Raw genomic sequence first — 24,680 nt, forward strand, 5'->3', positions numbered from 1 at the left:
ATGGGACGGGAGTTTTGAGATGAGTAAGGTAATCAAGGGCGGCATGGTGTGCACGGCGGATCGCACGTGGAAGGCGGATGTGCTGATCGAGGGCGAGATCATCAAGCGTATCGGCGAGGATCTGGTCGGGGATGAATATATCGACGCCGAGGGGGCCTATGTCATTCCCGGCGGTATTGATCCGCACACCCATCTGGAGATGCCTTTCATGGGCACCACTGCTGCCGAGACATTCGAGAGCGGGACTTGGGCTGCGGCTGTCGGTGGGACCACGATGATTGTGGACTTCTGTCTGCCCGGGGAAGACGGGTCCATCAAGAATGCGATCAACGAGTGGCATCGCAAGTCGGCACCGCAGATTTGTTCTGACGTCGGGTATCACATGGCGATCACCGGTTGGAACGAGAATGTTTTCAACGAGATGAAAGACGCCGTGGATATGGGCGTCAATTCGTTCAAGCATTTCATGGCCTATAAGGGCGCGTTGATGATCGAGGATGACGAGATGTTTGCGTCGTTCAAGCGCTGTGCCGAGTTGGGGGCGCTTCCGATGGTGCATGCTGAAAACGGTGATTTGGTTGCCGAGTTGCAGCAAAAATATTTCGACCAGGGCATCACGGGGCCTGAGGGTCATGCCTATTCCCGGCCTCCGGAGTTGGAGGGCGAGGCGGCAAATCGTGCGATTACCATCGCGGATACTGCCGGTGTTCCGCTGTATATCGTGCATGTGTCTTGCGAGCAGACCCACGAGGCGATCCGGCGCGCGCGGCAGAAAGGAATGCGGGTTTACGGGGAGCCGTTGATCCAGTTTCTGACGCTGGATGAATCGGAATATTTCAACAAGGATTGGGACCATGCGGCGCGGCGGGTGATGTCGCCGCCCTTCCGGTCAAAGGACCATCAGGACAGTCTGTGGGCCGGTTTGCAATCTGGATCCTTGCAGGTTGTCGCAACGGACCATGCCGCATTTTCAACAGCGCAAAAGCGAGCGGGCAAGGATGATTTCCGGATCATTCCAAACGGGTCGAACGGCCTGGAGGAGCGTCTTGCGGTTTTGTGGACCGAAGGGGTTGAAACGGGGCGTTTGACGCCGAACGAATTTGTCGCCGCGACGTCGACCAATGTGGCAAAGATCCTGAACATTTATCCGCGCAAGGGGGCGATTGTTGAGGGAGCCGATGCCGATATCGTGGTTTGGGATCCCAAGATCAGCAAGACGATTTCGCCGGCGAACCACCATTCTGTTCTGGATTACAACGTATTCGAGGGTTTCAACGTCACCGCGCAAAGCCGCTATACGTTGAGCCGGGGCGAGGTGATCTGGGCCTGGGGGCAGAATTCGCAACCAAACCCCGGACGTGGCCGGTTTGTTCCGCGCCCTGCTTTCCCTTCTGCTAATGTTGCACTTAGCAAGTGGAAAGAGCTTACTGCGCCCAAGATGATCAAGCGCGATCCGTTGAATATTCCTGCCGGTATCTAAGCCAGAGACCCCGGAGCGGGACGCGGCAGGTTTTCTGCCGCGTCAAAGAAAAAGAAGAAAGAGGCCAGCCGTGATGCGAGCAAAGAATAAGACAGTCAAAGGGCGGGTTCTATGACATCCGCGCCTGTAATTTCTGCGAAAAGCCTATCCCTGACATTCGAGACCAATGACGGCCCGGTACATGCTTTAAAGGATGTCTCGCTGGATATCGAGAAGGGTGACTTTGTCAGCTTTATCGGGCCATCCGGCTGCGGCAAGACCACATTTCTGCGGTGTATGGCGGATTTGGAGCAACCCACGGGCGGGTCGATGACGGTGAACGGTGTGAGTGCCGCTGATGCAAGGATGGCGCGGGCCTATGGCTATGTGTTTCAGGCTGCGGGGCTTTATCCCTGGCGCACGATTGGCGGGAACATCCGGTTGCCGCTTGAGATCATGGGCTATTCCAAAGCCGATCAGGCGGCGCGTGTGGCGCGGGTGCTGGAGCTTGTGGAGCTATCGGGGTTTGAAAATAAATTCCCCTGGCAGCTGTCCGGTGGGATGCAGCAGCGGGCGAGCATTGCGCGGGCTTTGGCGTTTGATGCGGATATCTTGTTGATGGATGAACCCTTTGGCGCGCTGGACGAGATTGTGCGCGATCACCTGAACGAGCAGTTGTTGCGGCTATGGGCGCGAACGGAAAAGACGATTGCCTTTGTGACGCATTCTATTCCCGAAGCCGTGTATCTGAGCACAAAGATCGTTGTGATGAGCCCCAGACCGGGCCGGATTACAGATGTGATCGAGAGCACATTGCCCAAAGAGCGGCCCTTGGAAATTCGCGAAACGCCGGAGTTTCTGGAGATTGCGCACCGTGTACGCGAAGGATTGCGGGCGGGGCATGCAGATGACTGAGCGCGGGTGCAGGGCCAGCCGGCCCTTCGGGGAGGATATTTTTGGGCCAGAGAAGCGGGGGGGCGTGTTGTGAGGCAGAGCTTTTTCCCTGTTCTGACCGTTGTCGGGTTGCTGTTGGTCATCTGGTACGCGGCGGCCGTCTGGCTGAATGCGGATTGGACCTATGACAAGGCGACGCGGTCGGGGGAGGTGGTTACGACCACGTCCTTGATCCAAGATACATGGGCGCAAAAAAAGCCGAAACTGCCCGCGCCCCATCAGGTCGCCGCCGAGATCTGGAGCACCACGGTTGAAAAGAACATCACGTCAAAGCGGTCGCTGATCTATCATTCTTGGGTCACGTTGAGTGCGACATTGCTGGGGTTCGGATTGGGCACTGTTTTAGGGACATTGCTGGCTGTGGGCATCGTGTTTAACCGCACGATGGACATGTCGGTGATGCCCTGGGTGATCGCCAGTCAGACCATCCCCATTCTGGCGATTGCGCCGATGATCATTGTCGTGCTGAATGCTGTCGGGATTTCGGGGCTGTTGCCCAAGGCGATGATCAGCATGTATCTGTCGTTCTTTCCGGTCGTCGTTGGCATGGTCAAGGGCTTGCGCAGCCCTGACCAGATGCAGTTGGATCAGATGCGGACCTGGCATGCGAGCGCTGCGCAGACATTCTGGCGGCTGCGGTTGCCTGCGTCGATGCCGTATTTCTTTACGTCGCTCAAGATTGCAATGGCGGCATCCCTGGTCGGTGCCATCGTGGGGGAGCTTCCCACCGGGGCGGTTGCCGGTTTGGGTGCGCGTCTGCTGGCGGGTAGTTACTATGGTCAGACAATCCAGATCTGGAGCGCGCTGATTATGGCTGCGGCACTGGCTGCGTTGTTGGTCGGGATCATCGGATTGATCCAGCGCGCGACCTTGAAACGTATGGGGATGGCACAATGATCTGGTTGGTCTTTGCCACCGTTGCGTGGGCGTTCGGGTTCTGGGTGAATGTGCGGCTCTCGCGGTTGCGGCCTTCACGTGGCGCGGCCTTGGCGGCACCGCTGATTTTCGGCGCGACATTGATCGCCGTCTGGGAAGGCGTTGTGCGCGGGTTCGAGATTTCGCAGGTGTTGCTGCCGGCCCCGTCGGTCATTGCCGTGCGCTTTGCCACATCGCTGGACATCCTTTGGGTCGACTTTGTGCAGACCGTGCTAAAAGGGGCGCTGTCCGGCTATGTCATCGGCTGTGGGGCTGCGTTTGTGATCGCGGTGGCGATTGACCGGTTCCCATTCCTGCAACGGGGGTTGTTGCCTGTCGGTAACTTTGTGGCGGCGCTACCTGTGATCGGCATGGCCCCGATTCTGGTGATGTGGTTCGGTTTCGACTGGCAGTCAAAGGCCGCTGTTGTGGTTGTCATGGTGTTTTTCCCGATGCTGGTGAACACTGTGCAAGGGTTGCAGGCCACAGACAGCATGCAGCGCGATCTGATGCGGACCTATGGCGCGAATTACTGGGCCACGCTTTTCAAGCTGCGCTTGCCTGCTGCTATGCCTTTCGTGTTCAATGGGCTTAAAATCGGCACGACATTGGCGCTGATTGGCGCGATTGTTGCTGAATTTTTCGGCTCTCCTGTCAGGGGGATGGGGTTTCGTATCTCGACCTCGGTGGGACAGCTTGCGCTTGATCTGGTCTGGGCCGAGATTGTCGTGGCAGCCATTGCAGGATCGGCGTTCTATGGTGCCATGTCATTGATCGAACGGGCAGTGACGTTCTGGCACCCAAGCCAACGTAGATAATTAAAACCAAACCAACCAAGAGGGAGTCTATAAAATGAAAAATCTGACAAACTATATCGCCGGTGCTGCTGTCGGCCTGATGGGTACGATGGCCCATGCGGCCGATGATGTGACCTTGCAGCTGAAATGGGTCACGCAGGCCCAGTTCGCGGGCTATTATGTCGCGCTGGACAAAGGGTTCTACGGCGAAGAAGACCTGAACGTTACAATCAAACCCGGCGGCCCTGACATTGCGCCGACACAGGTTCTGGCTGGCGGCGGTGCCGATGTGACGGTTGAATGGATGCCTGCGGCTTTGGCTGCGCGCGAAAAAGGTCTGCCGATGGTGAACATCGCCCAGCCTTTCAAATCCTCCGGTATGATGCTGACCTGCCGCAAGGATGCGGGCATTGAAACCACAGACGACTTTAAGGGCAAGACCCTTGGCGTTTGGTTCTTTGGCAACGAATTCCCTTTCCTCAGCTGGATGAGCAAGCTTGAGCTGGCAACCGATGGCAGCGAAGGCGGCGTGACGGTGCTGAAGCAGGGTTTCAACGTTGACCCGCTGTTGCAGAACCAGGCGGCTTGCGTATCGACCATGACCTATAACGAATATTGGCAGGTGATTGATGCGGGTCTGACACCCGAGGATCTGACCGTCTTTAAATACGAAGACCAAGGCGTCGCGACGCTGGAAGACGGGCTGTATGTTCTGGAAGACAAGCTGGCTGACCCTGCGTTCGAAGACAAGATGGTGCGCTTTGTGCGGGCGTCGATGAAGGGTTGGAAATACGCCGAAGCAAACCCTGATGAAGCGGCCGAAATCGTTCTTGAGAATGATTCCTCCGGTGCGCAGACCGAAGAGCACCAAAAGCGTATGATGGGCGAAGTCGCCAAGCTCACAGCAGGCAGCAACGGCGCGCTGGATGAGGCGGATTATCAGCGCACAGTTGAATCGCTTTTGTCAGGTGGGTCTGATCCGGTGATCACAGCAGCACCAACAGGCGCATGGACACATGCGATCACGGACAAAGCGTTGAACTAAGTTCGAACATGCGTTGAGAATAGAAAAAGGGCCGGTGGAAACACCGGCCCTTTTTTCGTGATTGCATTAACTATCCAGAATCAGAGAACGGTTACAGTCGTGCCGATCGGCACCCGTTCGTACAGGTCTTTGACGTGTTCGTTGATCATGCGGATGCACCCGTTTGACACAGACCGCCCGATGCTGCTGGGCTGTGTGGTGCCGTGGATGCGGAAATACGTGTCTTTGCCATTCTGGAAAAGATACAAGGCGCGCGCGCCCAGAGGGTTATCCGGACCACCCGGCTGGGCTTCTGTGTTGCCGACGAAACGCGCATAGGCCTTGGGATCGCGTTCGATCATTTCGTCCGTAGGGCGCCAGGTAGGCCACTCTTTCTTCACGGAAATCGTTGCGCTACCGGTGAATTCCAAGCCTGCCTTGCCGACGCCCACGCCATAGCGCATTGCCTTGCCGGGTTCGGTAACCAGATACAAATAGTGGCTCCGCGGGAGTATGAGCATCTGACCAACGCTGTACTGGCTCTTGATGGAGACCAATTGCGGGGTCGGATCATAGGCAGCGTTTTGGGCGAAAAGGGCTTGGGGAAATGCGAGAGCAGCCAAAGAGCCTGCAATAAAAGAACGGCGGCGCATGTGATGTTCCTAATTAGCTTCTGTTATGTCTATTTTGCTGGTTGATTGGTTTAAAGCAACCCTGAGGCCATAAAAAAACCGGCTGTCCCATATGGATCAGCCGGTCAATTCTTTGTGTAGGCCGGGGCCTAGCTTGGCTTACGCCAGTGCGATGTTCGACGCAGATTCGCGACCGTCACGGCCAGCTTCAATGTCGAATGTCACTTTCTGGTTGTCGGCCAGACCGGTCAGGCCTGCGCGCTCAACAGCGGAGATGTGTACGAATACATCTTTGCTGCCGCCATCGGGTGCGATAAAGCCGAAGCCTTTTGTTGTGTTGAACCATTTTACGGTGCCAGTGGCCATATCCGTAGTCTCCTCTAGTGTACCATCCGCATCGTGCGATGGCTTGGCGTTGTCGGTCTGGATCGAAGTCTGAACGCCGTATAAGGAGACAGTGGGTCGAAAAAGAATAACGTTTGCACCGACCGTATGCCAGAGGCGAGAGATTCGCGCAAGGGGGTCGACTTTGGCGGGATAATCATAGCGAAATGCCGCCGATATGTGCACATTCTGGCCATATTCCAAGGGGCGATTTCGCGTAACCCCCCTGCTTTATTGACTTCTACCATTGCGAGTATTTGGCGTTATGACGCGGTGCGGCACCACAAAAATGCCAGATATTCTTGCCAAGATGGGTTTCGTTAATTGGTGTGTGGGTCCTGGCCCTGTAAATTGAGCAAGAGATAGTATGAAAATTCTAGCCGTAGATGACGACCCAACAATCCTCGAAATGTTGAGCAATTGCCTGACCGCCCGACATGGGTTTGATCTGGTCTGCGCGGTGCATGCGGAACAAGCGCTTGCCTTGTTAGACGACAGTGAGACTGATTTTGACTGTTTCTTGCTGGATATCATGTTGCCGGGCATTGACGGGATCGCGCTGTGCGCCAAATTGCGCAGTCTGCAAAAACACCGGCAGACGCCGATCCTGATGATTACAGCGAGCACGACAGCTGATTTGATGAACCGGGCCTTTGAGGCCGGTGCGACCGATTTCATCTATAAACCGCTGAATGGTGTCGAACTGGGGGCCCGTATCAACACCGCGGGCTTGCTGAACGACAGCCTGCGGCGCGAACGGGTTGCGCATCATTCACTGGCAGAACTGACCGATTTGATGAAGATCAGGCCAGAGGAAAGTTTTGATCTGGGGGTTCCGGATGTCCATGATCTGAACGGGTTTGAGAACCGGCTGCTGCGGTTGCCCGAAGGGTGCTATGCGATGAACCTGATCGCGATCAAACTGCCTCAGGTCCGCAATATATTTGACACGCTGACACCGGCCGAATTTTGTCGTCAGATGGTGCGCGTCGCCGAGGCGTCGGTCGAGGCGCTGCAAGATCAACGCTGCATTCTGGGCTATGCAGGTAATGGTGTTATGGTGGCTGCCATATTTGCCCGCAGCCGGATTGATCCGCTAGGTGTTCAACGCCTTGTTCAACAAAACCTGACCCAAAGCAGACAGCCATCAGATGCCGGTGGCGATCTTGCCGAGGATGTGGCCGTGAAATCGCTGACCAATCAGCGGCTTTGGACCGCGCGATCGGCCTGCGGCAAGGTCCGCGAGTATGTCGGGCAAAATGCCCCGAGAGAGCAAGCGGCAGCCGATGACGGCGACAGTTTGTTTTCGTTTGAAATCTGAACCGAAATGAAAAACGGGGGCACCATTTGATGTCCCCGTTTTCCGTCATTCCGTCGCGTTTGTTTAGCGCGAGAACTTCTTGTGCTTCAGGCGCTTGGGTTCCAAAGCATCGGCACCAAGGCGGCGCTGCTTGTCTTCTTCATAATCCGAGAACCCGCCTTCGAACCATTCGACATGCGCGTTGCCCTCAAAGGCCAGGATATGCGTACAAATCCGGTCAAGGAAGAAACGGTCGTGCGAGATGACCACGGCGCAACCGGCGAAATCCACCAGCGCGTCTTCGAGGGCGCGCAAGGTTTCAACGTCGAGATCGTTGGTCGGTTCATCGAGCAGCAGCACGTTGCCGCCTTCTTTCAACAAGCGCGCCATGTGGACGCGGTTGCGTTCACCACCTGACAGCAACCCGACTTTCTTCTGCTGATCGCCACCCTTGAAGTTGAACGCGCCGCAATAGGCGCGGGAGTTCACTTCGGCGTCACCCAGTTTGATGATCTCGGCACCGCCCGAAATCGCCTGCCAGACGTTGTCGTCAGGGTTCAGGTCGTCACGCGACTGGTCGACATAGGACAGATCAACCGTATTGCCCAAGGTAATGGTACCGTTGTCGGGTTGTTCGTTGCCGGTGATCATCTTGAACAAGGTCGATTTACCGGCACCGTTGGGGCCGATGACGCCGACGATACCACCGGGTGGCAACGAGAATTCAAGGTTTTCGATCAAGAGCTTGTCGCCCATTGCTTTGGACAGGCCTTCGACCTCGAGCACTTTGCTGCCCAAGCGGGGACCGTTGGGAATAACGATCTGGGCACGGGTCAAGCGTTCGCGCTCTGAACTGTCGGCCATTTCGTTATAGGACTTGATCCGCGCTTTGGATTTCGCCTGACGGGCCTTGGCCCCCTGACGCATCCATTCAAGTTCGCGCGACAATGTCTTTTGCTTGGACTTGTCTTCGCGGGCTTCCTGCTCAAGCCGTTTGGCTTTCTGGTCGATCCAGTTGGAATAGTTACCCTCGTAGGGGATGCCATTGCCGCGGTCCAATTCGAGAATCCAGCTGGTGATGTTATCCAGGAAGTAACGGTCGTGGGTAACGATGAGGATCGTGCCTTTGTAGTCGATCAGGTGCTGTTGCAGCCAGGCGATGGTCTCCGCGTCCAAGTGGTTGGTCGGTTCATCGAGCAGCAGCATTTCTGGCGCTTCAAGCAGCAGTTTGCACAAAGCAACGCGGCGGGCTTCACCGCCCGAAAGGGTCGTCACGTCTGCGTCGTCGGCGGGGCAGCGCAATGCTTCCATCGACACGTCGATCTGGCTGTCGAGATCCCACAGGTTTTCCGCATCGATCTGGTCTTGCAGTGCTGCCATCTCGTCTGCGGTTTCATCCGAATAGTTCATCGCCAGTTCGTTGTAGCGATCCAGGATGTCCTTTTTCTTTTTCACACCCAGCATGACGTTTTCACGCACGGTCAGGGCAGGGTCCAGATAGGGTTCCTGCTCGAGGTAGCCAACTTTGGCACCCTCGGCGACCCATGCCTCGCCCGAGAAATCCTTGTCTTGGCCAGCCATGATCCGCATCAAGGTGGATTTACCCGATCCGTTCACACCGACCACACCGATTTTCACGCCGGGAAGGAAGTTGAGGTTGATGTTGTCGAAACACTTCTTGCCGCCCGGATAGGTCTTTGAGACACCGGACATGTGATAGACATATTGAAAGGCGGCCATTGGGAATCCTCGGATAAGCTGCATTTTTAGTTTGTTGTGCAATATCGCCCAAACCGGGCAAGATCAAACACTCAATATATGGGGTGCTGATGGCGGATTTGAAGGCATTGATTGCAGGTTATGCGCAGTCGGGGCAGGTGACGTGGATCGGCCTGCGTGCGCAAAGGCGCGTCGACATGCAGCCGGTCCCGCAGATTATGGTGCATGACAGCGGGTTAGAGGGCGACCATGCACGGCCTGGAAAACGCGCCGTGACCCTTATTCAGGCAGAGCATCTGGCGGTGATTGGCGCAATGTTGGGGCGCGACGCAGTGCCGCCTGACATTCTTCGGCGCAATCTGGTGGTGGCGGGTATCAATCTGTCCGCGCTCAAGGGACGGTTGGTGCGCGTCGGGCAGGCGGTGCTGTCTTTTGACGTAATATGTGCCCCGTGTAGCCGCATGGAAGAGGCGTTGGGTCGCGGCGGTTATTCCGCCGTTCGCGGGCATGGCGGGTGGTGTGCATCGGTGCATACGTCCGGTCTGATCCGCCTGGGCGACAGCGTTTCACCGATCTGAGTCGTTAATGCGCATCGCAATAACTGTCCGAATTGTCGTGAAATCGTAGAAAAAACGGCGAATTCGGCTTCAGTTGGCGCAATAATGAGGCGAATATTTTTCGTTTTGTCCGTTATCGTTCTTTGATCCGGGGTCAATTTCAGGCCCCGGTAACGCGACCCGCAAGAGGCCGCGCCGCAACACGAGGGACAAAACAATGACAACATCTACTATCGTCGTCGGGCTTGACGGGGGTGAGGCTGGCAATCGTGCGCTGGCTTTCGCGACCGCTCAGGCCAAGCTGATCGGGGACTGCACCCTAAAGCTGGTCTATGTGATTGAATGGTCGCCGTTCAGTTTCCAGACCCCGGAAGAAAACGAACAGCGCCATGTACGCCGCGAAGAAGAGCTTAGCTTGGCGCGTGAGCGGATCATGGAGCCGGCGCTTAAGAAAGCCGCAGAAGATGGAATATCGGTCAATGGTATCGTCAAACATGGCGATGTCGCGGATATTCTGGACGATATCGCCAAAGAGAGCAAAGCGCAGCAAATCGTGGTGGGCCGTGTCGGCTTGCGCGGTCTGAAAGAGCGGATGTTCGGTGGCGTTACAGGCCGCCTGGCCGTCGCATCCAGCGTTCCAGTCACGATCATTCCATAAGGGGCATATAATGAACAAGTTTCTTTCAACTGGGCTTGGCGCGGCTGCAATCTCTGCTTTGCCGGCCATCGCATCGGCCCAAGACGCCGTTGGCATGGATCAACGCATTAATGATATCTTCGCCGGGGCGACGGGTTGGTTCGTCAACCTGATCTTTATGTCGCTGCCGGGGACCAACTTTCCCTGGATCGTGATGTGGCTGGTTGTGGCTGCTTCGGTCTTTACGATCTATTTCGGCTTCGTGCAGTTCAAGGCCTTCGGCCATGCGATTTCTTTGGTCAAAGGGGATTACTCCGACCCCAATGACGCAGGCGAGGTCAGCCACTTCCAGGCCTTGACGACAGCGCTGTCCGGTACCGTCGGTTTGGGCAATATCGCGGGTGTTGCTGTTGCTGTTGGCATCGGTGGCCCCGGCGCGACATTCTGGATGATCCTTGCGGGTCTGTTGGGGATGGCGTCAAAGTTCACCGAATGTACGCTGGGTGTGAAATATCGCAACGAATACCCAGATGGCACGGTTTCCGGTGGTCCGATGTATTACATGACCAAAGGCTTTAAGGAACGTGGCCTGCCGATGGGCGGTTTTCTGGCTGTTGTATTCTCCATCTTTACGATCGGTGGTGCATTGGGCGGCGGGAACATGTTCCAGGCCAACCAGGCACATGCGCAGATTTCCGGTATCGTTGGGGATTACCCCGGCTGGATCACGGGCATCATCTTTGCCGCTGTCGTGTTCGCGGTTATCGTGGGCGGGATCAAATCCATCGCGCAGGTGACGGAAAAGGTCGTGCCATTTATGGGCATCCTTTATGTTGCTGCGGCACTGGTCATTCTGATCGTCGAATATGACAAAATCGGTTGGGCTTTCGGTCAGATCTTTGATGGTGCCTTTACCGGTCTTGGGGTTGCGGGCGGCTTTGTCGGCGCGTTGATCCAGGGCTTCAAACGCGCTGCATTCTCGAACGAAGCGGGCGTCGGGTCGGCTGCGATTGCACACTCTGCCGTGCGCACCAAGGAACCGGTAACCGAAGGTATTGTGTCGCTGCTTGAGCCGTTTATCGACACGGTTGTGATCTGTACGATGACGGCTTTGGTCATCACGATCTCGGGCGTTTTGGTGATGGACCCTGCAACAGGTCAGTTCGTTCTGAACGAGGCAGGTACGTCGATCAAAACCATCGACGGTTCCAGCGGTGTTCAACTGACGTCGGCGGCCTTCGCCACCGGCTTTAGCTGGTTCCCCTATGTACTGGCAGTCGCAGTGATCCTGTTCGCTTTCTCGACGATGATCAGCTGGTCCTACTACGGTCTGAAGGCGTGGACCTATCTGGTTGGCGAAGGCAAAAACAAAGAGATCGTGTTCAAGGTCATCTTCTGCTTCTTCATCATTGTGGGGGCTGCGGCCAATCTGGGCGCTGTCATCGATTTCTCTGATGCGATGATCTTTGCCATGGCAGTTGTGAACATCACGGCGCTGTATTTCCTGATGCCTATCGTCAAGCGCGAGATGAACAGCTATTTCAGCCGCCTGAAATCCGGCGAGTTGAAGAAGTTCATCAAGTAATCAACGCTTAACGCGATTGACAAAGAGAGCATGCTGCTCTCCTTTCGGCCCCTGATGCAATTCGGGGGCCGTTTTTGTGGGCTATCCATTTCCTTATGCGGCACCGGGTCAGGTGATAGGGCTTTTGGGCGGATCATTTGATCCCGCCCATCAAGGGCATGCACATATCACACGCGAGGCGCTCAAGCGGTTCGGGCTGGATCGTGTCTGGTGGATGGTCAGCCCGGGTAATCCGCTCAAGAACCATGGGCCAGCGCCCCTTGCGCAGCGGATGGCGCATGCCCGCGAAGTGATGCAGCACCCGAATGTGCAAATCACGGATATCGAGACCCATCTTGGCACGCGCTATACGGCCCAGACCCTGGCGGCACTGCGCGCGTGCAACCCTGGTGTCCGGTTCGTGTGGTTGATGGGGGCGGATAATCTGGCGCAGTTTCATCTGTGGCAAGACTGGCGGCAGATCATGGAAACGGTGCCGATCGGCGTTCTGGCGCGGCCGGGGCAGCGCATTTCGGCGCGGATGAGCAAGGCTGCCGCACTTTATGCCCGCTACCGCATCCCCGCGCGGCAAAGCCAGCTTTTGGGGCATGCGGATGCGCCTGCATGGTGTTTCGTGAATGTCCCGATGATGGATGTCAGTTCAAGCGCGATCCGTGCGGCCGGCAAGTGGTCAGCGCAACCTGGTTGAGGCGATGCCCGCGCTTAGGATCACGGCAAGGCCGACCCAGGTCATCAGATCGGGCAAAGCATCAAACAACAGCCAGCCCAAAGCGACAGCCGACAGCAGCTGGAAATAGATCATCGGCGCGATCTTGGTCGCGGGGGCGATCCTGTAGGCATAGAGCATCAGAAGGTTGCCCAGCATCGAACAGGCCGCGCTGGTGACTGTCAGTGCCGCGATGGGGGCTGTGAATTCGGGAAGATGCATCAGGCCAAAGGGCAACAGTAATCCTGTGCTGATGACCAGTTGCGAAAACGAAAGCTGCAAAGGCGATGCCAGCCCGGACAGCCAGCGCGACATGGTCAGAAACACGCCATAGAAAGTGCCTGCCGCCAGCGCCCAGAGCAGCCCAATGCTGACATCGACGCCGGGGCGCACCACCACGATAACGCCAGCAAATCCGATCAGGATCAATGTGGTACGCAAAAGCGTGATCGGTTCGCGAAGGAAAATCGCGGCAAGAAGGTAGCTGAGCAAAGGGCCGATAAAAAAGGCGGCAAAGACATTTGCAACGTCTTCGGTCTGGAGGGCTGTCTGGATACATGTGATGCCGCCACAGATCATCGCTGCGCGTATCCAGATGCGCCAATTGCCAAACAGCGCGCGCGTATTGGCGGGGATGAGCGGGATCAGGAGCAAAGTGCCGATTGCGAAGCGGGACCATGCAACAAATACCGGAGCGGCCCCAAGCTGTGATGTCAAAATCTTGCCTGCACTGTCCCCGGCGGGGATCAGGGACATGGCGATAAACATGATGAAGATTGCCCGCTGCATGGGCAAACGGGTAGCACGGGTGTTTACCCATGAAAATGTGAAAGAGAGATGCTTGAATAGCGGCGCATCGTCGGCTTTAACGTTTCATTATGACACAGCAATTTTCACGACGGTTCTTTCTGGGGTCGGTTGCGGCAGGCGTGGTTGCACCCGCAGCATTTGCCGCACCGCCTGACACATCACTGCGCCCCGTTCTGCGGGGGGACGACCTGTTCCGTCAGGCCATCCCGACCGCCAAGGAACTTATCGAAAAGGCCAACCTGAAAGGGCAGGTCGCGTTCATCGTTGCGGATGCCAAGACGGGGACCGTGCTTGAGGAAATGGCACCCACGATGGGGCTGTTGCCCGCAAGCGTGACCAAGGCCATTACGGCGCTTTATGCGCTTGATACCTTGGGTGGGGACCATCGGTTCGAGACACGGATCGCAGTGACGGGCGAGGTGGTCGAAGGCGAGGTTCAAGGCGATCTGATCCTGGTCGGTGGCGGCGACCCTACGCTGGACACCAATATGCTTGCCGCGATGGCGGGGCAGCTCCAGGACGCGGGCATTCGCAGCATAAAGGGCGGCTTTAAGGTCTATCAGGGGCATCTGCCGGTCCTAAGCCGGATCGACCCGGACCAGCCCGACCATGTGAGCTATAACCCTGGTATCAGTGGCGTGGCGTTGAACTTTAACCGTGTTCATTTCGAATGGAAGCGCGGCAATAACGGCTATGCTGTGACGATGGATGGCAGGTCTGACAAATACCGCCCCGAAGTTGCAATGGCGGTGATGCAGGTTCAGGACCGCGCAAGCCCTTTGTACACGTATCGCGAAGAAACTAAGCGCGACAACTGGACGGTCGCAAAGCCCGCATTGGGGCGTGGCGGATCGCGGTGGTTGCCGGTGCGCAAGCCCGGCCTTTATGCCGGTGATGTGTTTGCGACGATGGCGGGGGCAAACGGGATCAGGTTGCGCGGGCTTGAGGTTATCACGGAGATGCCCGCGCACACAAAGGTGGTGGTTGCCCAGCAAAGTGCGCCGCTGCGCGATATTTTGCGCGACATGCTGAAATTTTCGACCAACCTGACGGCAGAAATGACCGGTTTGGCGGCCACGATGGCGCGGGGCAAGACGCCTGCAACGCTGCAAGAGTCAGCGGCAGAGATGAACTTGTGGGCCATAGCCAAGCTGGGTTTGAAGAATCCTGCGCTGGTTGATCACTCGGGTCTGGGAGAAGCCAGCAGGATTTCTGCAAGTGACATGTTGAAGGCTTTGGTCAGCGTCAACGGGACCGAGGGCTTGAAGCCCATTCTGAAAAAAATCACGCTGCGGGACAGTAAGGGCAAGCCCTTGCCGGATCACCCGATCAAGGTTGATGCGAAAACCGGAACTTTGAATTTTGTCTCGACGCTGGCCGGGTTTATGCAGGCCCCGAACGGGCGTGAAATGGCGTTTGTGGTGTTTTCGGCGGATGAACCCCGCAGGTCAAAGCTGAGCAGGGCGCAACGCGAACGCCCCGACGGCGGCAGCGCATGGAACGCGCGTGCGAAACGCTTGCAGCAGGGATTGATCGAACGCTGGGGCGCGTATCACGTCAGCTGAGGGGCCGTTTTATTCGGGGAAATTCCCGCGGATTACGTGAGGTGGCGGGCCCGCGCACCACGTTCGATTGCGGCGGCGTGAAGGCGGTCGAGATCCAGTTCGTAGCGGATTTCTTCAAGGAGACGCAGTTCCGCCTCTTCCAGCGTTCCATCGGCAGCCGCGACATCGCAGGCCAGCGCATAGGCAGTTTCGTTTAGCCGGTCCGGCAACGCGCCTTTGATGAGCCCGAACAGGGCATCCAATCCGTCTTCTTGCTCAAACAAGTCAAACACCATCTGGCTGACGGTGCTGATGCGATCATTGTCGTAGTTCGAAAAAATCGGCAGAATATTGACGGAGGTCTGAATTTTGATCAGCTCAGTCGTGCGAATGTCTTCGTCTGACGCGGAGACTGCGATCATCAGCGCGACAAGGCAATCTTGTGCGCTTAGTGTCAGGGACGTGTCTTCGGTCATTGGAATATCCTATATGACAAGCTCATGAAGGCCAGATTATTGACGCCCCGTGGGGGACGCAATAGGAACAGCCTGCTTGTGTACATAGGGTGACAGGCAAAATTGATGGATTTTAAAGATGTCGCAGATGCGTGAAGCCGCCTTAACCAGCAAAGCATGGCCTTTTGAAGAGGCGCGCCGGGTGTTGAAACGCTATGCAAACAAGGCCCCCGAGAAGGGGTATGTCTTGTTCGAGACCGGATATGGCCCATCAGGTTTGCCGCATATCGGGACCTTCGGCGAAGTTGCGCGCACCACGATGATCCGGCGCGCTTTTGAACTGATTAGTGACATTCCTACCCGCTTGATCTGCTTTTCAGATGATTTGGACGGCATGCGCAAGGTGCCCGGCAATGTTCCGAACCCCGAAGCGCTGGCAGAGCACTTGCAGCGTCCGCTGACGTCTGTGCCTGATCCGTTCGGGACGCACGACAGTTTTGGTGCCCATAACAACGCCATGTTGCGTCGGTTTCTGGATACATTCGGGTTTGAGTACGAATTTATCTCGGCCACGGAGTTTTACAGATCGGGGCAATTCGACGAGATACTTTTACGCGCTGCCGAAAAATACGACGAGATCATGGCTGTGATGCTGAAATCCTTGCGCGAAGAGCGTCGCCAGACCTATTCGATCTTTTTGCCGATCCACCCCGAAACCGGCCGTATTTTGTATGTGCCGATGAAAGAAGTGAACGTCAAAGAGGGTACAGTTACTTTCGACGATGAAGATGGCACCGAGATGACCCTGCCGTTGACCGGCGGCAATGTGAAATTGCAGTGGAAGCCCGATTTCGGCGCGCGTTGGGCGGCCTTGGGGGTCGATTTCGAGATGTATGGCAAGGACCATTCAACCAATACGCCGATCTACGATTCGATCTGCCGGATTCTGGGCGCGCGTGCGCCTGAGCATTTCACCTATGAATTGTTCCTTGATCAGGACGGCCACAAGATTTCGAAGTCATCGGGCAATGGCCTGACGATTGATGAATGGTTGACCTATGCCAGCGCTGAATCGCTGTCGTATTTCATGTATCTCAAGCCCAAGACGGCAAAGCGGATGTATTTCGACGTGATCCCGAAGGCTGTGGATGAATATCACCAGCAGTTGCGTGCCTATGAGACACAGGATGACAAGGGCAAGTTGAACAACCCGGTCTGGCATATTCACGGCGGCGATGTGCCCAAGTCGGATATGATCGTGCCCTATTCGATGTTGCTGAACCTTGCGTCTGTTTCCTCGGCCGAGGAAAAATCCCAGCTGTGGGGTTTCATCCAGCGTTATGCGCCGGATGCGACGCCCGAGGGTAACCCCGGTATGGACGCGGCGGCCGATCATGCGGTGCGGTATTACAACGACTTTGTGAAGCCGACCAAAGTGTTCCGCGCACCCAGCTATCTGGAGCGCGAGGCATTGGAAGATCTGCGCGATCAATTGAAAGCATGGGATGGCGGGCTGGATGCCGAGGCGCTTCAGACGATGGTTTTCGCTGTTGGCAAAGAGCGTTTCGATCCGTTGCGCGATTGGTTCACGGCGCTTTACGAGGTGCTGTTGGGGGCCAGCCAGGGCCCACGTTTCGGCGGGTTCATCGCGCTGTACGGTGTGGATGAAACCATCGCGTTGATTGATGATGCTTTGGCAGGGAAACTGGTCGCAGCCTAAAGCGTTTGCCTTGCAGCGACGGTAACCGCGTGTGGGTCTGCTGTTCACTGTGCCAAAGAAATAATGCGCCGCTTGTCCGCCTTGGTTGGTGTGGCAAGCGGCGCATTTTTGTTTTCAGCGTTCGGTCCCCTTAGCGCCGGTTAACGACCCGTAACTATCCAGATGCGCATGCCGGCAATTCGCCGGGGTTTCGCAACAGATGGGCCGTGGGGCATATGCCGCGGTTTCCGAAAGGGGATAGTGATGAACAAGGCGATTACGGACGGGCTTGTCCTGACACCAGCAATCTTTGCCAACGGGTTGGATGTGTATTCAAGCGGCGATGGAACCGCCGGATCGGATACCTATGCCAATGCGATCAACGCAGCATTCATCCCCGCAGATCAGGATTTCGGCGGCGCGCTGGAGCTGATCAAGACCCAAAGCACGCAAAAGCTGCGCTATATGGGGCAGACGCCGCTGCTGCCGGGGTGCTATTTGCGCATAACGGCCAAGGTAAAAGCGATCAGCGGCAATCTTCCCGCTGTGCGGATTGCGGGGTATCCGGCGCTTGGGAACGGCAGTCGCGCAGGAGGGCTGGTTGAATCCGGCCCATCCGTGCAACTGACCAGCTATGGCGAAGTTGTCGAGGTGAGTGCCATCGTTGGATCAGGCCAGCGCGGTGGTGTCGACATGGTATGGGGGACGGACCCGGTTTACGGGCATTTCGGTCTGGATTTGACGGGCCAGAATGGCGGCGTGGTTCGCATTGATGATCTACAGATCGAAGACATCACCAGCGCGTTTCTGGTGGATATGCTGGCCCAGATTGATGTGCGTGATTTCGGTGCGGTTGGGGACGGGGTCACTGATGATACCGCTGCATTTAATGCGGCAAATGCGGCGGCTGACGGTCGACGGGTCCTGATCTCGAAGGGGACGTATCTGCTGAACGGTGATGTCACGTTTGATACCGAAACCCTGTTTGAGGGCAAAGTGACCATGCCCGCGACAGCGATCCTGCAACTGCGTCACAACTTTGATCTGCCAAATTATATCGATGCCTTCGAGACCGAGGAACTCGCCTTTCGCAAGGCGTTTCAGGCGTTGTTGAACAATGCCGATCACGAGTCGCTAGATATGGGCGGGCGCAAAGTCTATGTCACCGGGCCGATTGATATGCAGGCCGCCACGCCAGAGCGGACAAGCTATGCCACCCGCAGGATCATTCGCAACGGTCAGTTTGAAGCTGCCAGCAATGGCGATTGGGATACGGTCACGGTTACCTCGCAAGGCACGTATTCCCCGTCCAATGCGCGCAAGCTGACCAATGTCACCAACATTGCCAATATTCCGGTTGGTGCCCATGTATCGGGTACCGGGGTCGGGCGGGAAATCTATGTTCGGGACAAGAATGTCGCGACCCAAGAAATCACCTTGAACGCGCCGTTATATGACGCGGCTGGCACGCAGAATTTCAGCTTTTCGCGGTTCCAATACATGCTGGATTTCAGCAACTTCGCATCGCTTAGCAAGTTCGTGCTGTCCGACATCGAGATCCAGTGCAACAACGTGGCAAGCGGTGTGAACCTTGCCCCGTCGGGAGTAACCTTTCACATGCGCGACTGCTTTGTCTCGCGCCCCAAAGATCGCGGGATCACGTCTATTGGTGGCGGATGTCAGGGCATGTTTATCGACCGCTGTCAGTTCCTGTCGTCAGAGGATGGTTTGAATGTCGCGGATCGCACCAGCATTGCCATCAACTGCAACGCCAATGATGTGAAAATTCGTGACAACCGCGCGACACGTTTCCGGCATTTCGCGCTGGTTGCGGGGCAGAATAATATCATAACCGGCAACCACTTTTTCCAGGGGGATACGGTGCCCAATGGGATACGTTCTGCCGGTTTGATCATTGCTGCGCAGCACACGGGGTCAGTGGTGCAGGGGAATTACATCGACAATTGTTTTATCGAGTGGACGAACGAGCAGGATCAGGCCCCCGATTACAGCAGCGAATATTCGTTCAGTTCATTGTCGATTACCGGCAATATCTTCCTGTCGGGGGAAGTTGCCCCCTGGTTCAGCTATATCGTGATCAAGCCTCATGGCAGTGGTCACGTGATTAACGGTTTAACCATTAATGATAACCGGTTTCGCAGCCTGAACGGCCCGATTGATCGTGTGGAACGGATTGATACCAGTTTTGCCGATATGGATTTTTCGCGGATGCGCAATATCGAGATGACGGGGAATTCGTTTCATGGCGTGAACTTTCCTGTTGCGAACCCGGTGCAGGTTGAACATTCGCAATCCAGCCTTGCGCAAACCTGGGTCGTCGATATTTCGGAACGCCTACCTTTTCAGGGCTGGGCAATCGCGGTGGACAGCATTGCGATGGACGGGCCTGTGCGGAATACATCGAATGTTGCGCAATTCACGGTGCCTTATGTGCTGACGGATCAAGGGCCGGATCGCGATTTGTTTCATCTGGTCTGGAGCACGAGCGTGAAGGGCTCCATCTTTATGCAGGCGCGTATGGACAAGCGTTAACGATGCTAGGGGCCTTTTGCCGGATGCGCTTGCGAAAGGCCCTAAAATTCCCGCCAGAATGATATCTTGAACGCTGGGTTTTTCGCTTTTCCCAGTTCCGTTTCCCCGCCGATTTGCAGCCTGATATTCGGTTTGCTTTTGATCGGTTTGACAAGGAATGAAGGGGCGATTGAGGTGGCGGTGCTATTGGCGGTATGCGCGTGAAAAACCTGTATCATGCCGGAAAACCGGTCGTTGAAATTCAGCCCAACGGTGCTGTCGATCTTGAGCGTATGGCTTGCGTCATACACATCAAGCTTGATTGCCCCGTCAACGGCCATCCACCCGTTCAATTGTTTAAGCTGGTAGCCACGGCCCCATGAAAGGGCAGCCCGAACATTGGCGCGCACGGAAGCGTCGGACCAATCAGCACCGATGCCCAACTCATAGGCCCAAACGCTTGGTCGGTCTTTTTTCCCAATGGGGCGGCGCAAAAAGACCATGCCCGACCCTGACTGGGCACCGGACGCAAAGGTGAAAAAGGCGGCTTCCACGCCCAGCGTCAGGTCGTCCCGAACGCCATATTCCCAGTATGTGGTTTCGGCGAAATCCCGCGAAAGGGTGCCTTTGGTCGTAACCGACGAAAAACCGGTACCCTTTTCGCGCAGCCACGCGCCTGCTGTGGCGGTGCTAACATCAAGCAGAAAAAACAAGATCGCCAATCTAGGAAGCATGTCCAATATACCGCCCTTTCGCGGAAAACATGCTTAATGAAACTTAATAAAACGCTTACGGTTTGAAATGAAATTTCCGCAAAAAAAAGGACCGGCAGAGTGATCTGCCAGCCCTTTGTCTGTCGTAAGACCGATTTAGACGCGCACTGTGCCGCCACGTGGGCCAGCCAGCAGCCACACGATAAAACCAACAACCGGGAATGCCAGGATGCCCACGACCCACAGAATTTTCGCAAGAGTTGATGCGCCGGAGCCGATGACTTTGACGATAGCGTAGATGTCGGCGATCAAGATAATTAGTCCAAGAATACCATATTCCATTGTCGTTCTCCTAATGAGTTGTTCTGGGAGATCAACTTGCCAATGTGCGATTTTGTTCCCACTCCCGTGAGAGGATCTTCAATTTTTTGCGAGGAGGGGCGGTCAAGGGGGGCTGTTGGCGCAGGGATAAAGCGTGAATACCCCTGCGCGAAGTTTGACTGCCTAGCGCTTTTTCCCGCCATAACGCGACTTGCCGCCACGCATGCCGCCACGCCCGCCGGTAGACCGGCCCGATGCCTTATGCGCGTCATCGACGGCTTTCTCGACCGCGTATTGCCGCGCCATCGGGTCGTCTGCGATTGCCAGATCGACGGCCTCAAGCCGCTTCACCTCGTCACGCAAACGCGCGGCTTCTTCGAATTCAAGGTTCTCAGCCGCCTTGCGCATATCGGTGCGCAGTCCTTCCAGAACGGTCTGAAGATTGCCGCCTGCCAGTGGATTGTCGATCTTGGCGGTGACGCGGATCATGTCCACATCGCCCTTGTAGAGCCCGGCAAGAATATCATCGACGTTCTTTTTCACCGTCGTTGGCGTGATGCCGTGCAACTCGTTATAGGCGACCTGCTTGGCGCGGCGGCGGTCGGTCTCGCCCATCGCGCGTTCCATCGAACCGGTGATGCGGTCGGCATACATGATCACGCGGCCTTCGGCGTTACGCGCGGCGCGGCCAATCGTCTGGATCAGGGATGTCTCAGAGCGCAGGAAGCCTTCTTTGTCGGCATCAAGAATGGCCACCAGCCCGCATTCGGGGATGTCCAAACCCTCGCGCAGAAGGTTAATGCCGATCAGCACGTCGAATGCTCCCAAACGCAGATCGCGCAGGATTTCGATCCGTTCGATGGTGTCGATATCACTGTGCATATAGCGCACGCGGATGCCCTGTTCGTGCATGTATTCGGTCAGGTCTTCGGCCATGCGTTTGGTCAATACGGTGCAGAGCGTCCGGAAACCGTCGGCGGCGACCTTGCGGACCTCGTCCAGCAGATCGTCGACCTGCATTTCAACGGGGCGGATTTCGATCATCGGGTCGATCAGACCGGTCGGCCGAATGATCTGTTCCGTAAACACCCCGCCGGTTTGTTCGATTTCCCACGCAGCAGGGGTGGCAGATACGAACACCGATTGCGGGCGCATGGCGTCCCATTCCTCGAACTTCAGCGGGCGGTTATCCATGCAGGACGGCAGTCGGAACCCATGTTCGGCCAGCGTGAATTTGCGCCGATAGTCGCCTTTGTACATCCCGCCGATCTGCGGCACGGAAACGTGGCTTTCATCTGCGAAAACAATCGCATTATCAGGAATGAATTCGAAAAGGGTGGGGGGCGGTTCGCCCGGCGCACGCCCCGTCAGATAGCGTGAATAGTTTTCAATACCGTTGCAAACGCCCGTGGCTTCCAGCATTTCGATGTCAAAATTGCAGCGTTGCTCAAGCCGTTGCGCCTCAAGCAGTTTGCCTTCGGAAACAAGCTGGTCCAGCCGCATCCGCAGCTCTTTCTTGATGCCGATCACTGCCTGATTCATCGTCGGTTTCGGCGTGACATAGTGACTGTTGGCGTAAACGCGAATCTGGTCGAACGTGCCGGTTTTTTCTCCGGTCAGCGGGTCGAACTCGGTGATGCTTTCCAGTTCCTCGCCAAAGAACGACAGTCTCCATGCGCGGTCTTCAAGGTGGGCGGGGAAAATCTCGAGCGAATCGCCGCGCACCCGGAACGTACCGCGCTGGAACGCGGCATCGTTGCGTTTATACGCCTGCGCGATCAGATCGGCGATGACTTTGCGCTGGTCATAGGATGTGCCGACTTTAATATCCTGCGTCATCGCGCCATAGGTTTCGACCGAACCGATACCATAGATGCATGACACGGATGCGATGATGATCACATCATCACGTTCCAGCAGAGATCGGGTGGCAGAGTGGCGCATCCGGTCGATCTGTTCGTTGATCTGCGATTCTTTTTCGATGAAGGTGTCAGACCGTGCGACATAGGCTTCGGGCTGGTAATAGTCATAATAGCTGACGAAATATTCGACAGCGTTGTCGGGAAAAAAACCTTTGAATTCGCCATAAAGCTGGGCCGCCAATGTCTTGTTCGGGGCCAGAATGATGGCGGGGCGCTGTGTTTCCTCAATGACCTTGGCCATCGTGAATGTCTTGCCCGTGCCTGTCGCGCCCAACAGCACCTGATCGCGTTCACCTGCGCGCACGCCTTCGGATAGCTCTTTGATTGCAGTCGGCTGATCGCCCGCAGGTTCAAATTCTGTTGACAAAACAAACCGTTGACCACCTTCAAGCTTGGGGCGGCTGCGCACATCGGGTGCCGGATTTGATAGGAACGCTTCCTTGCGTTCTGGCAAACTGTCAGAGTGGGCGTAGGCCATGGCAAAGTCCTTTGGGGGGGTCGCCCCTTAAGGTGTCATGTTTTGGCGCAGGTTCAAGGGGTAGGCGGGCAAACGACTGCCCAGCCGCCTATTTCGTAAGCCGCTTGCGGTTGGCGCGTACTCTCTTGCTGACCGGAGCCATCGCCGCAGTCATGATCTGGTCGGGGCTACCGCCGGACAGCGCAGCATGGGTCGCCGCCTTATAGGCTCGGGCCATTGCCGGCCCTTTTTCCTTAAACATGCGTGAGTTTTCACCGCTGGCATGTGGCAACGCGCCCGCCATCCCCAGCATGCGCAGGGTCATAACGGCTTGGGTATCAATCATCAGGGAGGTGAATTGGGCGTTTAAGGCCAATAATTTCAGGGGATTCATGGCAATGCTCCAGTGGGGTTCCCCAAAGTGATGCTGCGCCGCAGCATTTGCAAGCTGTTTTATCTACAAATGCCTGTGATAGCTTGATACCTTGGTTCAAATGCCCGATATATACGCCACCACAGCGGAGAATGACCCATGCGCGCTCGCATTTACCAACCGGCACGAACAGCAATGTCATCTGGCACAGCCAAAACGCACGTCTGGCTGCTTGAGTTCGATCAAGAAAGCGCACGCGAGGTTGACCCTTTGATGGGCTGGACGTCATCCAGCGACACGCAAACGCAGGTCAAGCTTCGGTTCGAGACCAAGGAAGACGCTGTCGAATATGCCCGCGATCACGGCATTGATGCGATGGTCCAAGAGCCGCACAAACGCCGTGCGAACATCCGCCCCGGCGGCTACGGCGAGAATTTCGCGACGGCGCGGCGCGGGTCGTGGACCCACTAAGCCTGAATGTTTTGAACGGTCACATCTGCCGAAGACTGCTCTTTAATACAGATAGTTGATGCCGAACAAGAACATGTTCGGCGGCGCAAAAAGCAGCCGTGCCTCAAGTTTCTCCGTAATCTGGTAATACGGGGACGCGATAACATAGGGGTTCAGGTTGCCTTCAAAAAGCGGCCGCAGGACATGGGGAGCGATTGGGCCGAGCTCCCCCCGATATCCGACCATCAAGCCGAAAGAATAATCCAAGCCGATACGGTTGTTCAGAAAAAGTGTTCTGGAGAACCCGAGGCTCCATGTTCTGTCCCCAAAGGAATTGATAAAAGTAGAGCCGCTGATGCCGTTTTTTGTCAGCGAAACAAAATGGTTCATGGAAATACTATCGGTGCTAAAGCTATCGCTGGGGTGCCATCCAAAGGGCAGATACATAAAACCGTCGGCGGCTTTTTCCCCACGGGTAAATGCAAACGCCCTGCTTGCAACAGAGTGCGAAGCTGCGCCCGTCTGCTGTTCTGGTGAACCCAGGGGGGGCAAAACCGATGAGGTTTGAGCGAATGGCGCGCTGCAGGCCAGGCACAGAATGAGCGTTAGAATGTGCCTCATGAAACAACCCTGTATTTTCGAAATCAAATGAACGCGCGCAGTTAACTTTTTTTGTAAGTAGCCGGTGACAAAACCACAATATAGACGGTTCGGGTGCGCAACATGTGCCATGCC

At 56.1% G+C, this 24,680-nt stretch carries 24 protein-coding genes; 14 read left to right on the plus strand and 10 right to left on the minus strand.

Annotated elements, in window-relative coordinates; all coding sequences use genetic code 11:
* Positions 1-19: 19 nt before the first annotated feature.
* From hydA to HGT1_RS00460, 5 genes are all read left to right on the plus strand, one after another.
* Complete coding sequence (gene hydA, locus HGT1_RS00440; protein WP_176248009.1) at positions 20-1,480, plus strand: dihydropyrimidinase; 1,461 nt, start codon at positions 20-22, stop codon at positions 1,478-1,480.
* Positions 1,481-1,591: 111 nt separating this feature from the next.
* On the plus strand, positions 1,592-2,374 hold the full coding sequence (locus tag HGT1_RS00445; protein ID WP_176248010.1) for an ABC transporter ATP-binding protein: 783 nt from the start codon (positions 1,592-1,594) through the stop codon (positions 2,372-2,374).
* Positions 2,375-2,443: 69 nt separating this feature from the next.
* A complete protein-coding gene (locus tag HGT1_RS00450) occupies positions 2,444-3,310 on the plus strand; it encodes an ABC transporter permease (RefSeq protein ID WP_176248011.1) in 867 nt (288 codons plus the stop codon).
* A complete protein-coding gene (locus tag HGT1_RS00455) occupies positions 3,307-4,146 on the plus strand; it encodes an ABC transporter permease (protein WP_176248012.1) in 840 nt (279 codons plus the stop codon). Before HGT1_RS00450 ends, HGT1_RS00455 begins: the two co-directional genes overlap by 4 nt.
* Before the next feature lie 34 nt (positions 4,147-4,180).
* The gene (locus tag HGT1_RS00460) at positions 4,181-5,170 is read left to right on the plus strand and encodes an ABC transporter substrate-binding protein (protein ID WP_176248013.1); all 990 of its coding nucleotides are present in this window, start codon (positions 4,181-4,183) and stop codon (positions 5,168-5,170) included.
* Between the two features lie 80 nt (positions 5,171-5,250).
* On the opposite strand, the gene HGT1_RS00465 is transcribed toward HGT1_RS00460, so the two are convergent.
* Together HGT1_RS00465 and HGT1_RS00470 are read right to left on the minus strand one after the other, a co-directional pair.
* Positions 5,251-5,802, minus strand: a complete 552-nt coding sequence (locus HGT1_RS00465) for a L,D-transpeptidase (RefSeq protein ID WP_176248014.1) — start codon at positions 5,800-5,802, stop codon at positions 5,251-5,253.
* A 138-nt stretch (positions 5,803-5,940) separates the two neighbouring features.
* Positions 5,941-6,147, minus strand: a complete 207-nt coding sequence (locus tag HGT1_RS00470) for a cold-shock protein (RefSeq protein ID WP_005851393.1) — start codon at positions 6,145-6,147, stop codon at positions 5,941-5,943.
* Between the two features lie 385 nt (positions 6,148-6,532).
* Here HGT1_RS00470 and HGT1_RS00475 point away from each other — a divergent pair, with 385 nt between their 5' ends.
* Positions 6,533-7,486, plus strand: a complete 954-nt coding sequence (locus HGT1_RS00475; RefSeq protein ID WP_176248015.1) for a PleD family two-component system response regulator — start codon at positions 6,533-6,535, stop codon at positions 7,484-7,486.
* A 63-nt stretch (positions 7,487-7,549) separates the two neighbouring features.
* Here the strand turns inward: HGT1_RS00475 and ettA are convergent, their stop codons facing one another.
* Entirely contained in the window at positions 7,550-9,205 is a 1,656-nt protein-coding gene (gene ettA / locus HGT1_RS00480; RefSeq protein WP_176248016.1) for an energy-dependent translational throttle protein EttA, read from the minus strand.
* A gap of 89 nt (positions 9,206-9,294) precedes the next feature.
* On the opposite strand from ettA, the gene HGT1_RS00485 reads away from it, so the two are divergent.
* From HGT1_RS00485 to HGT1_RS00500, 4 genes are all read left to right on the plus strand, one after another.
* Positions 9,295-9,762: an MOSC domain-containing protein gene (locus HGT1_RS00485; RefSeq protein WP_176248017.1), complete on the plus strand. Its 468-nt coding sequence runs from the start codon at positions 9,295-9,297 to the stop codon at positions 9,760-9,762.
* Between the two features lie 196 nt (positions 9,763-9,958).
* Entirely contained in the window at positions 9,959-10,399 is a 441-nt protein-coding gene (locus HGT1_RS00490; protein WP_176248018.1) for a universal stress protein, read from the plus strand.
* Between the two features lie 10 nt (positions 10,400-10,409).
* Positions 10,410-11,963 carry a sodium:alanine symporter family protein gene (locus HGT1_RS00495; protein ID WP_176248019.1) on the plus strand — a complete coding sequence of 518 codons (1,554 nt, stop codon included), beginning with the start codon at positions 10,410-10,412 and terminating at the stop codon, positions 11,961-11,963.
* Between the two features lie 76 nt (positions 11,964-12,039).
* Complete coding sequence (locus HGT1_RS00500; protein ID WP_176248020.1) at positions 12,040-12,651, plus strand: nicotinate-nucleotide adenylyltransferase; 612 nt, start codon at positions 12,040-12,042, stop codon at positions 12,649-12,651.
* Here the strand turns inward: HGT1_RS00500 and HGT1_RS00505 are convergent.
* Positions 12,634-13,458, minus strand: coding sequence for a DMT family transporter (locus HGT1_RS00505; RefSeq protein WP_176248021.1), 825 nt, complete (start codon positions 13,456-13,458; stop codon positions 12,634-12,636). The two genes, HGT1_RS00500 and HGT1_RS00505, sit on opposite strands and share 18 nt — an antisense overlap.
* A gap of 89 nt (positions 13,459-13,547) precedes the next feature.
* Here HGT1_RS00505 and dacB point away from each other — a divergent pair, with 89 nt between their 5' ends.
* Positions 13,548-15,044, plus strand: coding sequence for a D-alanyl-D-alanine carboxypeptidase/D-alanyl-D-alanine-endopeptidase (gene dacB, locus HGT1_RS00510; RefSeq protein WP_176248022.1), 1,497 nt, complete (start codon positions 13,548-13,550; stop codon positions 15,042-15,044).
* 32 nt (positions 15,045-15,076) lie between these two features.
* Here the strand turns inward: dacB and HGT1_RS00515 are convergent, their stop codons facing one another.
* Complete coding sequence (locus tag HGT1_RS00515; RefSeq protein WP_176248023.1) at positions 15,077-15,499, minus strand: tellurite resistance TerB family protein; 423 nt, start codon at positions 15,497-15,499, stop codon at positions 15,077-15,079.
* A gap of 118 nt (positions 15,500-15,617) precedes the next feature.
* Between HGT1_RS00515 and HGT1_RS00520 the strand changes: the two genes are divergently transcribed.
* Both HGT1_RS00520 and HGT1_RS00525 read left to right on the plus strand, forming a co-directional pair.
* On the plus strand, positions 15,618-17,198 hold the full coding sequence (locus tag HGT1_RS00520) for a lysine--tRNA ligase (protein ID WP_176248024.1): 1,581 nt from the start codon (positions 15,618-15,620) through the stop codon (positions 17,196-17,198).
* Between the two features lie 243 nt (positions 17,199-17,441).
* Positions 17,442-19,730 carry a glycosyl hydrolase family 28-related protein gene (locus HGT1_RS00525; RefSeq protein WP_176248025.1) on the plus strand — a complete coding sequence of 763 codons (2,289 nt, stop codon included), beginning with the start codon at positions 17,442-17,444 and terminating at the stop codon, positions 19,728-19,730.
* Positions 19,731-19,771: 41 nt separating this feature from the next.
* On the opposite strand, the gene HGT1_RS00530 is transcribed toward HGT1_RS00525, so the two are convergent.
* The 4 genes from HGT1_RS00530 to HGT1_RS00545 all read right to left on the minus strand — a co-directional run bounded on the left by HGT1_RS00530 (position 19,772) and on the right by HGT1_RS00545 (position 23,516).
* On the minus strand, positions 19,772-20,443 hold the full coding sequence (locus HGT1_RS00530) for a hypothetical protein (RefSeq protein ID WP_176248320.1): 672 nt from the start codon (positions 20,441-20,443) through the stop codon (positions 19,772-19,774).
* 135 nt (positions 20,444-20,578) lie between these two features.
* Positions 20,579-20,764 carry a PLDc N-terminal domain-containing protein gene (locus HGT1_RS00535; protein ID WP_176248026.1) on the minus strand — a complete coding sequence of 62 codons (186 nt, stop codon included), beginning with the start codon at positions 20,762-20,764 and terminating at the stop codon, positions 20,579-20,581.
* Positions 20,765-20,926: 162 nt separating this feature from the next.
* On the minus strand, positions 20,927-23,143 hold the full coding sequence (gene uvrB / locus HGT1_RS00540; protein ID WP_176248027.1) for an excinuclease ABC subunit UvrB: 2,217 nt from the start codon (positions 23,141-23,143) through the stop codon (positions 20,927-20,929).
* Between the two features lie 88 nt (positions 23,144-23,231).
* Positions 23,232-23,516, minus strand: coding sequence for an antifreeze protein (locus HGT1_RS00545; protein WP_176248028.1), 285 nt, complete (start codon positions 23,514-23,516; stop codon positions 23,232-23,234).
* Between the two features lie 138 nt (positions 23,517-23,654).
* Between HGT1_RS00545 and HGT1_RS00550 the strand changes: the two genes are divergently transcribed.
* A complete protein-coding gene (locus tag HGT1_RS00550; protein ID WP_176248029.1) occupies positions 23,655-23,966 on the plus strand; it encodes an ETC complex I subunit in 312 nt (103 codons plus the stop codon).
* 42 nt (positions 23,967-24,008) lie between these two features.
* On the opposite strand, the gene HGT1_RS00555 is transcribed toward HGT1_RS00550, so the two are convergent.
* Positions 24,009-24,677: a hypothetical protein gene (locus tag HGT1_RS00555; RefSeq protein WP_176248030.1), complete on the minus strand. Its 669-nt coding sequence runs from the start codon at positions 24,675-24,677 to the stop codon at positions 24,009-24,011.
* Between the last annotated feature and the right edge of the window lie 3 nt (positions 24,678-24,680).

It is taken from the genome of Sulfitobacter sp. HGT1, from assembly GCF_013282155.1.
GTDB lineage: Bacteria > Pseudomonadota > Alphaproteobacteria > Rhodobacterales > Rhodobacteraceae > Sulfitobacter.